This is a genomic window from Gelidibacter mesophilus DSM 14095 (genome assembly GCF_000423005.1).
In the GTDB taxonomy this organism is placed as follows: Bacteria; Bacteroidota; Bacteroidia; order Flavobacteriales; family Flavobacteriaceae; genus Gelidibacter; species Gelidibacter mesophilus.
Map to the genome: position 1 here is coordinate 41,641 of NZ_AUHD01000009.1, position 12,532 is coordinate 54,172.

The window sequence follows — 12,532 nt, forward strand, 5'->3', positions numbered from 1 at the left end:
TAGGTGGCGGGAAGTGTGGCTGTATAGGTACAGTAATATTATTCATTATTATATACGTCCTGTTGGGACCAGTATTTAATATGATTTAAGCCAGTTTTTTAGCAAAAAATCAAACAGACTATATGTTAAGCTGAATGGTGCGTTCTTGGAGTTTCTCCAACACAATCGTTCAGCTTAATATTTTTAATTCACTTTCGAGCAGACTATAACAGTTTTTTCATTGTTGACATCCGTCGTAAAGAAAAGATACTGATTGCCACCATCTTTAATATTAAATAACTTCCGAATATTTTGAACGGTATCAGGGAAATTTCGGGTGGTGATATTAGCCTTTTCAATAGCGAGTTTTTTCATTTGCTTTTTACTATAAGGAATAGATTTTAGAATCTGAAATGCCCTTCCGGGAAAATCAAGCAAGGCGTCGCTCGTGTATAAATGTGAATGTTTGTGGAGTTTTTGAATTTCAAATGCCGAGGTCAACACGTTGAATGCACCAGATTTCATCACTGCAGCATTTGGCTCATAGAGGTAGGAGAGCGGTTCGCTATAAACGGTAGCAACCTGAGCTTCATCTTCAATAAAAAATTCAAAATTCTCTGAGCCGCTATTCTTAAGATTGATGGTTTTAATTTCTATTTGGCCAGAAAATCCGTGCTCCAAAACCCATAGTAATTCTTTGACTTCATTATTAACGGCAATAATATGGATGGTCTTTACGTATTCTAACTCGTTTATTCCTATAGTAAGATCCAATAGGGGAGAAGTTTTAATCAAGATGTTTTTGGTGTGCGCCCATAACAACCCTAAATGCTCAGGAACATTAGGCAAACAATCCTTTAGAAAGAACACTTTTCCTTTGCGATCATGCCGTCTGGAGGGATCTATATAAATCCAATCATAATCTTTTGAGGAATTTTGGAGATAGGCTAAGCCATCTTCTGCAATTGTATCAATATTACGGACATTGAGGGTGTCAAAATTGTGGTTCACTATGGTGCTGAGATCATTATTGACTTCGCAATGCGTCACCTTTTCAAAAAAATTCCCAAAATAATAGGCATCAACACCAAAGCCACCGGTAAGATCAATAAGGGTTTTACCCGAAATTATCTGCGATTTATATGCGGCGGTCAGTTCAGAAGATGTCTGCTCAATATTGAGTTTATTGGGATAGTAAATATTGGAATGCTGGAACCAGGTTGGCAATTTTTTTTCGCATTTGTTTTTCGCTTCAATCTGCTCTACCACTTCGGCCGTAGTAACGCCATTAAAAAAAACACCTTTTAAAATCAGAGCCGTTGGATCTGATTTAAGGTTTTCATTGATATACTCTTGAACACTCGATTGTAAAACGGCAAAATTCATTCCCTATAATTTACGGCAAACTTAACTATAACGGTTAAAGATTCTTGGTCAAGTGCTTTACGATTTTATATTCTGATAGAAATTCCTTCGAAATGACCTTAAGTGTTGTATATACTGGGACGGCTAGAATCATCCCAGGGATTCCAAAAATTAATCCTCCAATAATAATAACAAGAAAAACTTCCAATGGGTGGGACCGCACACTTTTGCCAAAGATAATGGGCTGAGAAAAAAGATTATCAATGAGCTGCGCAATGGTGACACCTATGAGAACTCGGAGTAAAAGCGGTAATAAATCGGAAGAAAAATCAACCCCTAGATTGTTGGAAACCACGACCAATATCATAACCACACCACCAAGAAGTGGCCCCAAATAAGGAACGATATTAAGAAATGCACAAATAACGGCAATGGCAAGAGCATTTTTAACATCTAAATTCCACAATAACACCAGATAAAAAACGGCCATGATGGTTGTTTGGATCAACAGTCCTATAAAATACCTTGACAACAACTCTTTCGCTTTATCCAAAACCCTTAAAAAGCGACGTTCTTTCCCTTCCTCAGCAAAAATGGCCACAGCATTAGAAATCATGCGTTCATCTTTCAATAAAAAGAATGAAATGAATAAAACAGAAAATAATCCTATAAAAAATTTACCGATATTATTCACAAAGACATCCACAAAACTGACTACAATTTCAGAGTCAAATTCCCTCACAAATTCTGTACGTTTAATAGCTTCTATGATGTTGATTTTCTCCACGCCAAGATATTCGCTCGCCTGAATACTAAGTTCATTCAAATCAGTTTTAACCATTTCAAAATCAATCTCTGATATATTTTTGCTCTGTTCGAGGATTATCGGAACGAAAAGCCATAAGATTAATGCGAAAAGTGAACCAATGAGCAACAGCGTTATAAAAGCCGAAAGGTTTCTGCCAAATTTTAACCGGTGCTTAAAGAAATAAACCACTGGCCTGAAGATGAGAGATATCACTCCTGCTATAAATAGATATAGTAATAAGGATTGTATTTTATAAAGCAAAAATAAAAGTAGCATAATGCCAAACACTGCAGCTAACGCCTGTAAAATTCCTTTAGAAATGGTTTTCGCTTTCATTTTTTAAATATAATTCAAATTTAGGAGGTGGTCGCACTAAAATTTAACGGTATCAAAAGATTTTAGTGCTGCAAACTTAAATAAATGTCAAATTTGTTTATTTTGAAGTTGTTTGGTTATTTCGTAAAGTGCGATGTTAGCGGCCTGAACAACGTTCATGCTACTATTTTGACCAAACATATCAATATGAATAAGATGATCGGATAATTTTAAACACCCTTCTGAAACACCAAAATTTTCATCGCCAATGAGCAATGCTATAGGTTGACTGGTCTTTAATGTCATATCAACTAGGGGCGTGCTGTTATCTGTGATTTCTAAAGCGATGATTTGGTAGCCTAAGTTTTTAAGATCTTTCAACGTTCTCGACGGCTCTTCAGACCATTCAAAATTCACATACTTTTCAGTAGCTCTTGAGGTCTTTGCCATCTTTCGTCCAAAAGGAATGGGTTGGCCAGAAAAAATCAGCTTTTCAATTCCAAAAGCATCCGCAGTTCTAAACAAACTACCAACATTGGACGCATCTGATACATTTTCGCATACTAATGTAATTGGAAAGTTGTGCGGGCTAAATTTTGAAGTGTAATGCGTGAGCTGCATAAGGATTGGAGATTATCGATTTACCATTTTAGATTGGACCATGCTGAAATCTAAAATCTGCAAGTGTTGATTATTCTAGTTTTCAAAAACATATTTAATAATATTGGCGCCCATTTTTAGAGCTTTTTCTCTGACCTCAAAAGGGTCGCTATGGACTTCTTCATCTTCCCATCCATTTCCTAAATCGCTTTCATAAGTAAAAAGTAAAATCAATCTGTTCTTTTCAAAAATTCCAAAGGCTTGAGGTCTTTTACCATCGTGTTCATGAATTTTTGGTAATCCCTCCGGAAATTTATAAGGGGAACTAAAAATAGGATGCGTTTTTGGCAATTCTATTAGGTCCTTATTCGGAAACACTTTTTTGAGTTCTTTCACTAAGTAAGGCTCCATGCCGTAATTGTCATCAATATGTAAAAATCCTCCAGATAAAAGATAGTTTCTTAAGTTGTCAATATCATTCTCATTAAAAAACACATTCCCGTGTCCGGTCATGTGGATAAATGCGTATTGATAAATGTCAGGACTGTCCGGTTCTACGGTTTGTGGTTTGGGATCAATTCTCGTATTGATATTCCTATTGCAAAAGGTGATTAAATTGGGTAAGGATGTAGGGTTGGCATACCAATCTCCACCTCCTTTGTATTTTAGAACGGCAATCTCCTGTGCCTGCAATGGCGCTGTGAAGCCCATGGTTAAAAACAAGATTGCAGTGATTTGCTTTGCTATTTTCAAACTAAATGTCATGCACCAAAAATAGAAATAAAAACAATGATAGCTTGATAGAAGTTTTTATTTATGCGTTTTATTAACGCTCAATTAAAATGGTTCGAAACGCTTAGAATTCATTAAAATCCTTTTTCATAAATCTAAGCTTCATTCGAAAAAGCAATGCTGTGGCATGCTACAATGGCTGCCGTTTCCGTTCTTAAACGGGTGTTTCCTAAAGTAACAGGTTTGAATCCTAAGGTTATGGCCAATTTAATTTCAGTGGGACTAAAGTCGCCTTCAGGACCAATTAAAACCAGCACATCTGTCTGAGTTTGTAAAGCATTTTTTAAAGAAATGCGTTCGGTGTCCTCGCAATGGGCGATAAATTTTTGTCCGTGAAATGATTGTGAAATAAAATCTGTAAATGAAATAGATTGCTGCAGCTCGGGTAAATAATTATGCAAGGATTGTTTCATGGCAGATTGGAGAATTTTCTCAAACCGATCCGTTTTAATTACTTTGCGTTCACTGTGGTCGCAGATAATGGGCGTAATGACATTGACACCAATTTCAGTTGCTTTTTCTAAAAACCATTCGTAGCGATCGTTCATTTTTGTTGGAGCAACAGCCAAATGAACTTTATATTCTCGAGAAGCTTCAAAGGATTTCGAAATAATAACAGCCGTGCAATTTTTAGCATCTGCAATCGTAATTTCCGCAACAAATAACCAGCCCTTTCCATTGCTGATTTGAAGTTGGTCGCCACTACTTTTCCGAAGCACTTTCACAACATGCCGGCTTTCATCTTTTGAAAATGAGATTTGAGTGGTTTCTTCGTTAATATCTGGATTATAAAAAAGCTGCATCGGAAGGAGAGTTGAGTGTTTTTAGATTTTAAGACGGGAGGAAGCGGTTACGCTCTGTTCTGCAAAATCGCCTTCCAGAAATTTCAAATAACCAACAATGGCAATCATCGCAGCATTATCCGTAGTAAATTCAAATTTTGGAACATAAGTGGTCCACCCAAATTTCACCTCACCATCTTTTAAAGCTTTTCTAATGCCAGTATTTGCTGATACGCCACCTCCAATGGCAATATGGTTGATACCTGTTTGTTTTGAAGCCAATTTCAATTTGTCAATCAAAATTCCGATAATGGTAAATTGAATGGATGCACAAATATCATTTAGGTATTCCTCAATAAAATTTGGGTTGGCATGTGTTTCTTTCTGGATGAAATAAAGAATGGCGGTTTTTAATCCCGAAAAACTAAAATTTAAACCTTCTACTTTAGGCTTGGTGAATTTAAAAGCCTTCGGATTTCCCAGTTTTGCACGTTTATCAATTTCCGGACCCGCAGGATATCCCAAGCCTAATATCTTACCGCTTTTATCAAAAGCTTCACCAACGGCATCGTCAATGGTTTCTCCAATGACTTCCATGTCAAAATGAGAGTTCACTTTTACTATTTGGGTATGTCCTCCAGAAATAGTCATTCCTAAAAAAGGGAAAGGTGGTTTTTGAAACCCGTCTTCATCAATAAAATGCGCTAGAATATGGGCTTGCATGTGGTTCACGTCAATTAACGGAATGTTTAAGCCGTAGGCCATTGATTTGGCAAAAGACGTTCCTACCAATAAGGATCCCATCAACCCAGGACCACGTGTAAAGGCTATGGCACTTAGTTGTTTTTTATCAACATTGGCACGTTTTAAGGCTTGTTGAACAACCGGGACAATATTTTGCTGATGTGCCCTAGAAGCCAATTCTGGAACAACGCCACCATAAGATTCATGGATACTTTGACCGGCCACCACATTGCTCAAAATTTTGCCATTGAGCATTACGGAAGCGGCAGTATCATCACATGACGATTCAATTGCGAGAATATAAATATTTTGTGTAGTCATTAATAAGAATTAGGCACAATAATTGCTAATTTTGGCTTCAAAGTTATAACTTTTAAAACGTATCAAAAAACTTTTAAAAATAGCATCCAAAATTGTGGCAATTTTTATATTGCTGTTCATCATTTTGGTGCTTATTCTCTCTATTCCACCCATTCAAACATTTTTAGGTAAAAAGGTAACCAAACGCATCAATGACGAATTTGGAACGCATATTTATATTAATAAAGTCGGACTTCAATTTAATGGCGATGTAGAACTTAAAGGAATCTATATTGAAGATTATAAACAAGATACATTAATTGGAATAGAAGAATTAAATACGTCTATTTTAAATTATCGAAATCTTTACAAAAGCAAATTGAATTTTGGAGATATTGACATCAATGGTTTAACCTTTAACGTCCGGACTTATAAAGGTGAGGATGAGACCAATTTAGATGTTTTTGTTGCGCGTTTTGGTGAAAATAATCCTAGGCCTGATAAAGTAATATTTCTATTGTCTTCAAGTGACGTGTCCATTTATGGAAGCACTTTTAGAATGATCAATGACAATTTGGAAAATGCTAAAATTCTGGAATTCAATAAGCTCAACTTAAACGCTACGAACTTATTAATTAATGGAAGTGATGTGAGCGCCCGGATCAATACCCTTACCTTTAGGGATAGTAGGGGACTGACGGTTAAAAACATGATCACCAACTTTGAGTATACGCTAGATCACATGACTTTTGCCGATCTCGCTATTCAAACGACAAACTCCGCGCTGTACGGCGATTTAACCTTTAAATATAAACGAGAAGATTTACAGGATTTTACAAATAAGGTAGATGTTGTGGCGAGTTTTAAGAATTCTGATGTGATGCTCAATGAGCTAAACACTTTTTACAATGAGTTTGGAGTGGAGGACCATGCTAAATTTAGCGTGAATTTGAGCGGTACCTTAAACAATTTGAATATGATGAACCTCAGGCTGAACACAAGCAGTCAAACGAAGGTTTATGGCGATATTAATTTTAAGAATTTATTCAATATTGAGAGTAATACTTTTGAAATGGATGCCGATTTCAGCAATCTGTCGTCCAATTATTATGATTTAAAATCGCTTATGCCTAATGTTTTGGGCGCCTCCATCCCGAGTATATTTTCTAAACTGGGTGGGTTTACTTTATATGGGAAATCTAAAATCACATCCACCGATATTGTTGCCGATTTAAAGATCAATACGGCTCTGGGACATATCGAATCAAATTTGAACCTTTTACGCTTTAACGATATTGACAACGCGAGTTATAAAGGAAATATTATTATTGAAAATTTTGATATTGGAGTAGTCTTGAACGATCCTAAGGTTGGGGAGACCACCTTTGATATGGAAGTAGATGGAAAGGGTTTTACACTTGAGAATTTAAAAACAAATATTCAAGGGCATGTATTGAGTCTTAATTATAACAATTACAGCTATGAGAACATCGATATTTCCGGACAATTGGGGAATAAGATTTTTAATGGTGTTTTGGTGTCTAATGACGAAAACCTAAAATTCAAATTCAACGGATTGGCGGATTTGTCAAAAGAAGTGAGTGCGTTTGATTTTACTGCGGATGTGGAGTACGCTAACCTTAGGGCCTTAAACTTTGTAAAGAAAGATAGCATTTCCATTTTTAAAGGAATTGTTATTATGGATATGGATGGCTCTTCTATTGACGATGCCTTTGGAAATCTTACTTTTCAGAATACCACTTATATCAATGAAAACGACGATTATTATTTTGATGATTTTGAGATCACCTCAAAATTTCATGACGCTGAGCGCATTATAGAAATCAATTCGCCAGATATTATTGAAGGCGAGGTGCGTGGTATTTTTAAAATTAGGGATATCGGGAGGCTGGTGGAAAACTCTATAGGCAGCATTTATACCAATTACATTCCACATAAGGTCGAGACCGAACAATATCTCGATTTTAATTTTACGATTTATAATAAAATTGTAGAAGTCTTCTATCATGACTTGGAGCTTGGGAAAAATACTTTTGTAAAGGGACGGATTGAAAGTGATCAGCGCGGCTTTAACTTGACCTTTAAATCTCCAAAAATAAAGTTGCTCGACTATTTTGCCAATGATATTCAGGTGAATATAGATAATGGCAATCCTCTTTTTAATACGTTTATAGAAATTGATTCCATCAACACTAAATTTTATAACGTTTCAAAGTTTAACCTTATTAACGTTACAGTAAGGGATACACTGTTTATTAAGTCGGAGTTTAGTGGCGGTAAAAAAAACAATGACCATTACAATCTAAGCTTATTCTACACCATTGATGCCGAAAATAAATCTGTAATAGGATTTAAAAAATCAGATATCACCATCAAGGAGAATAACTGGTTTATAAATGAAGAGAAAAACCAGCTCAATAAGGTTGCTTTTGATAGAGACTTTAGAGAATTTGATATTTCTGATGTTCTCTTTAGTCACGACGATGAAGAAATTCAATTGTCAGGCGTACTAAGAGATTCTACCTATAAAGATTTGAAACTTAGTTTTAGCGAGGTGGATCTTAACAAAGTAACCCCTACGCTTGATAGTCTTAGTTTTGGTGGCATCCTAAATGGTCACCTAGATGTGCTGCAACAGAATGGCGTATATGTGCCCAATTCAAATATTAGTATTGAAAATTTCATGTTTAACGAATACATGTTGGGAGATTTAAGTGCAGAAATTGAAGGTAATCAATCGCTCACCAACTATACAGTCGATTTGTTTTTAAGAAATGACAATTTAAAATCGTTGGATGCTACGGGTAATATTGATGTAAGCGCCACCAATTCCAATATTGATTTGGATATCATATTTGCGGAGTTTGATTTGGAACCGCTCAACGTTTTTGGAGCAGATGTTATCAACCGTATCCGCGGTCTAGCATCAGGTGAAGTCAAAGTTACTGGAGATTTGAAAAAGCCACAAATTGACGGGAATTTGGTTTTGGATAACGCTGGAATGTCAATCCCTTATTTGAATGTGGATTATGCGTTCGATTTTGACTCAGAAGTTACCTTAAAAGATCAACGCTTCGTTTTTAATGAGGTTGTAATGACCGATTCAGAGTATTTTTCAAAAGCAACCTTAAACGGTTTTATGTCGCATCAAAACTTCTCGGATTGGAAGCTCGGATTGGTTATTGATACAGATAGATTATTGGTGCTAAACACTGATGATGCGGAAGATGCCCTCTATTATGGAACTGCATTTATGAGTGGTAAGGCCAGTATTTACGGACCAACAGATCAGTTAATAATTGATGTTGAAGGAAGTACGGCACAAGGTACCGTTTTCAAAATTCCGTTGAATGATGTGGAAAGTTTTGGAGATAATTCCTATATCCATTTTCTGAGTCCAGAAGAAAAGGCGGCACGTTTAAAAGGAGAGGTTATAACAGAAACCAAAGTGAAAGGATTGGAACTTAAGTTTGATTTGGATGTGAATCAGAATGCCGATATTGAAATTGTTATCGATAGAAGCTCAGGAAGCACGATTAGAGGAAGTGGAGAAGGTAACCTGTTGTTTGAAATCAACACCAACGGCAAGTTTAAAATGTGGGGCGATTTTTCTGTGTTTAAAGGAATCTATAACTTCTCTTATGGTGGTCTGATTCAAAAAGATCTTACCGTGGAACCTGGGGGCAGTATTATTTGGGAAGGGGATGCGTTAAAGGCACAAATCAATTTAAAAGCCATCTATAAAACGGAGGCCAATCCATCAATTTTGTTGGACAATCCAATTAATAGAAGTATTCCGGTTAATGTTGAAATTAATCTTTCGGGGCAATTGGAGCAGCCCACTCCAGATTTTGACTTGACATTTCCAAATGCGAGTTCTACCGTAAAATCAGAGCTTGAATACCGATTGGAAACTAAGGAAAGTAAAGAAAACCAAGCCTTGTTTTTATTGGCTACAGGCTCCTTTGCAAGTGAAATTAGTTTGGGTCAACAGGCCTACGGCACCATTGCCGATCGTGTAAACAACTTGTTTAATGACTTATTATCCAGTGATGATGATAAACTCAAGCTCGGTTTGAATTTTCAAGCCGGAGAACAAACACCAGATTATAAAACAGATGATCGATTAGGGTTGACCCTCAGTACTAAAATCAGTGATCGTGTATTGTTTAATGGTAAAGTTGGTGTGCCAATAGGTGGTGTTAACGAAACAATTATTGCTGGTGATGCAGAGATAGAACTGCTTTTAAATGACGATGGCACTTTATCGGCCAAGTTTTTCAATAGAGAGAATAACATTCGGAATTTTGGGGAAGAGATTGGTTACACTCAAGGGATTGGATTGTCCTATAATGTAGAATTTGATACTTTTAAAGAATTACTTTGGATTATTTTCACAGGAAAGAATAAGAAAAAAGAGTTACCTGTAGAGAAGAAAAATAATACTCAAACCAAAGAAAACCCGCTTCCAGCTTATATCAAATTGAGAGAAGAAGATGATGAAAAAGTGAATTAATCTCCATGTTAATAAATAGTTTTCATATAGTTATTAACGAAATCGATTGAATTTTGTTTCGTCTCTTAAAATATAATTAATCCTATCATAATTTAAGATTTAGTTTAGTAGTTTTACTTTTCTAAACTAATTAAATGTCAAAAATTATAAAAAAAATTGGGGTGATGACTTCTGGAGGCGATTCTCCAGGAATGAATGCAGCCATTCGTTCCGTAGTCAGAACCTGTGCCTTTCATAATATAGAATGTGTAGGAATTTATCGTGGTTATGAGGGCATAATGGAAGGGGATTTCAAGACCATGGATGCACGTAGTGTTAAAGGTATCATCAACAAAGGCGGTACAGTACTTAAATCTGCCCGCTCAAAAGGATTTAGGACCCCTGAAGGTCGCAAAATAGCGCATGAGCAACTTGTTAAAGCTGGTATCGATGGGCTTATTGTGATTGGTGGAGATGGAACCTTCAATGGAGGATTGGTTTTTAATAAGGAATTCGACTTCCCAGTCATTGGAATTCCGAGTACGATAGATAATGACATCTTTGGAACCACACATACTATTGGTTTTGACTCGGCTTTGAATACGGTAGTGGAATGTATCGATAAGATTCGTGATACTGCAAGTTCTCATAACCGACTCTTTTTTATTGAGGTCATGGGGCGTGATGCCGGACATATCGCACTAAATGCAGGTGTTGGTGCAGGGGCGGAAGAAATTCTAATTCCTGAAGAGAACCTGGGGCTTCACCGATTGTTGGAATCCTTGCATAGAAGTAAGCGCTCTGGTAAATCCTCAAGTATAGTTGTGGTTGCGGAAGGCGATAAAATTGGAAAGAACGTTTTTGAATTAAAGGATTACGTTGAAGCCAATATGGACGAGTATGACGTTAGGGTTTCTGTTTTGGGCCATATGCAACGAGGTGGTTCTCCATCATGTTTTGATAGGGTTTTGGCCAGCAGAATGGGGGTGAAAGCTGTAGAAACCTTATTGGAAGGAAAAACAAATTATATGGTTGGCCTTCTCAATGAACAAATGGAATTGACTCCTTTAGAACAGGCGGTCAAAGGAAAGTCTGAGATAGATAGAGAGTTATTGCGCGTTTCAGAAATTATGACTACATAAAATTTGGAATTGCTCAAACGCACCATCGTGGTGCAGGCCGGATGTTGATTAAAAATCTTTAGCAACATTCGGTATTTAGAATAATAATATTAATATAAAAGAGAATAAAATGTCAAATTTGAAATTAGGAATAAACGGTTTTGGAAGAATTGGGAGAATTGTATTTAGAGCAACTTTAAATAAACCAAATGTAGAGATTGTAGGAGTGAATGATCTATTAGAAGTAGAACATTTAGCGTATTTATTAAAATATGACTCGGTACACGGAAGATTTGATGGTACTGTTGAGGTGAAGGACGGACATTTAGTAGTGAATGGGAAAACTATTCGTGTTACTGCTGAAAGAGATCCACGCAATCTTAAATGGGATGAAGTGGGTGCAGATGTGGTAGCAGATTGTACCGGTATTTTTACAACGATGGAATCAGCGCATTACCATATTGAGGCAGGCGCTAAGAAAGTAGTTATTTCTGCGCCAAGTAAAGATGCGCCAATGTTTGTTATGGGGGTTAACCATAAAGATGTGAAAGCTTCAGATGTCATTGTATCCAATGCGTCTTGTACCACAAATTGCTTGGCGCCAATGGCTAAAATTGTTGATGATAATTTTGGTATTGAAGAAGCCTTGATGACTACAGTACATGCCACAACTGCTACACAATTAACAGTTGACGGACCTTCTAAAAAAGATTTTAGGGGCGGTAGAAGCGCATTAATGAACATTATTCCTGCTTCAACAGGAGCAGCGAAAGCTGTAGGAAAAGTAATTCCTAAGTTAGATGGCAAATTAACTGGGATGGCGTTCCGCGTACCAACCGCAGATGTGTCAGTGGTAGATTTAACGGTAAGAACGGTAAAGGAAACTTCACTGGATGCCATCAAAAAAGCGTTTAAAGATGCTTCTGAAGGGGCGATGAAAGGTGTGGTTGGATATACTGATGAACTTGTGGTTTCTCAAGACTTTGTTGGAGAAACGAATACCTGTGTATTTGATGCTGATGCTTCGATTGAATTAAACTCAAGATTCTTCAAATTGGTGGGATGGTATGATAACGAATTTGCATATTCTACAAAATTGGTGGAATTGGCACAACACGTTCATTCTTTATAAATAACCATATAAAATCCGTATGAGTTTCACTATTTTTATGTAGATTGAAATTTATACGGATTTTTTTTATTCCATAAA

At 36.5% G+C, this 12,532-nt stretch carries 9 protein-coding genes; 3 read left to right on the plus strand and 6 right to left on the minus strand.

The features are described from left to right. Positions 1-183: 183 nt before the first annotated feature. The 6 genes from G525_RS0111675 to tsaD all read right to left on the minus strand — a co-directional run bounded on the left by G525_RS0111675 (position 184) and on the right by tsaD (position 5,706). Positions 184-1,365 (minus strand): THUMP-like domain-containing protein, encoded by a 1,182-nt coding sequence (locus tag G525_RS0111675; RefSeq protein ID WP_027126336.1) that lies wholly within the window; start codon positions 1,363-1,365, stop codon positions 184-186. Positions 1,366-1,399: 34 nt separating this feature from the next. Continuing rightward, complete coding sequence (locus G525_RS0111680; protein WP_027126337.1) at positions 1,400-2,488, minus strand: AI-2E family transporter; 1,089 nt, start codon at positions 2,486-2,488, stop codon at positions 1,400-1,402. Positions 2,489-2,575: 87 nt separating this feature from the next. Continuing rightward, on the minus strand, positions 2,576-3,088 hold the full coding sequence (locus tag G525_RS0111685) for a TrmH family RNA methyltransferase (RefSeq protein WP_027126338.1): 513 nt from the start codon (positions 3,086-3,088) through the stop codon (positions 2,576-2,578). A 75-nt stretch (positions 3,089-3,163) separates the two neighbouring features. Continuing rightward, on the minus strand, positions 3,164-3,778 hold the full coding sequence (locus tag G525_RS0111690) for a DUF4159 domain-containing protein (protein ID WP_051209917.1): 615 nt from the start codon (positions 3,776-3,778) through the stop codon (positions 3,164-3,166). A 176-nt stretch (positions 3,779-3,954) separates the two neighbouring features. Then, positions 3,955-4,662, minus strand: a complete 708-nt coding sequence (locus tag G525_RS0111695) for a 16S rRNA (uracil(1498)-N(3))-methyltransferase (protein WP_027126340.1) — start codon at positions 4,660-4,662, stop codon at positions 3,955-3,957. 21 nt (positions 4,663-4,683) lie between these two features. Next, the gene (tsaD, locus tag G525_RS0111700) at positions 4,684-5,706 is read right to left on the minus strand and encodes a tRNA (adenosine(37)-N6)-threonylcarbamoyltransferase complex transferase subunit TsaD (RefSeq protein ID WP_027126341.1); all 1,023 of its coding nucleotides are present in this window, start codon (positions 5,704-5,706) and stop codon (positions 4,684-4,686) included. Between the two features lie 94 nt (positions 5,707-5,800). Here tsaD and G525_RS20820 point away from each other — a divergent pair, with 94 nt between their 5' ends. From G525_RS20820 to gap, 3 genes are all read left to right on the plus strand, one after another. Continuing rightward, complete coding sequence (locus G525_RS20820; RefSeq protein WP_245577784.1) at positions 5,801-10,222, plus strand: translocation/assembly module TamB domain-containing protein; 4,422 nt, start codon at positions 5,801-5,803, stop codon at positions 10,220-10,222. A 134-nt stretch (positions 10,223-10,356) separates the two neighbouring features. Next, positions 10,357-11,343 carry a 6-phosphofructokinase gene (gene pfkA / locus G525_RS0111715; protein WP_027126342.1) on the plus strand — a complete coding sequence of 329 codons (987 nt, stop codon included), beginning with the start codon at positions 10,357-10,359 and terminating at the stop codon, positions 11,341-11,343. A gap of 109 nt (positions 11,344-11,452) precedes the next feature. Next, entirely contained in the window at positions 11,453-12,454 is a 1,002-nt protein-coding gene (gene gap, locus G525_RS0111720) for a type I glyceraldehyde-3-phosphate dehydrogenase (RefSeq protein ID WP_027126343.1), read from the plus strand. Positions 12,455-12,532: the final 78 nt, after the last annotated feature.

Coding starts and splice junctions, on each gene's coding strand:
- G525_RS0111690 (WP_051209917.1), bottom strand. CDS start 3,778: ATGGGCTTCACAGCGCCATTGCAGGCACAGGAGATTGCCGTTCTAAAA.
- G525_RS0111685 (WP_027126338.1), bottom strand. CDS start 3,088: ATGCAGCTCACGCATTACACTTCAAAATTTAGCCCGCACAACTTTCCA.
- G525_RS0111680 (WP_027126337.1), bottom strand. CDS start 2,488: ATGAAAGCGAAAACCATTTCTAAAGGAATTTTACAGGCGTTAGCTGCA.
- gap (WP_027126343.1), top strand. CDS start 11,453: ATGTCAAATTTGAAATTAGGAATAAACGGTTTTGGAAGAATTGGGAGA.
- tsaD (WP_027126341.1), bottom strand. CDS start 5,706: ATGACTACACAAAATATTTATATTCTCGCAATTGAATCGTCATGTGAT.
- G525_RS0111695 (WP_027126340.1), bottom strand. CDS start 4,662: ATGCAGCTTTTTTATAATCCAGATATTAACGAAGAAACCACTCAAATC.
- pfkA (WP_027126342.1), top strand. CDS start 10,357: ATGTCAAAAATTATAAAAAAAATTGGGGTGATGACTTCTGGAGGCGAT.
- G525_RS0111675 (WP_027126336.1), bottom strand. CDS start 1,365: ATGAATTTTGCCGTTTTACAATCGAGTGTTCAAGAGTATATCAATGAA.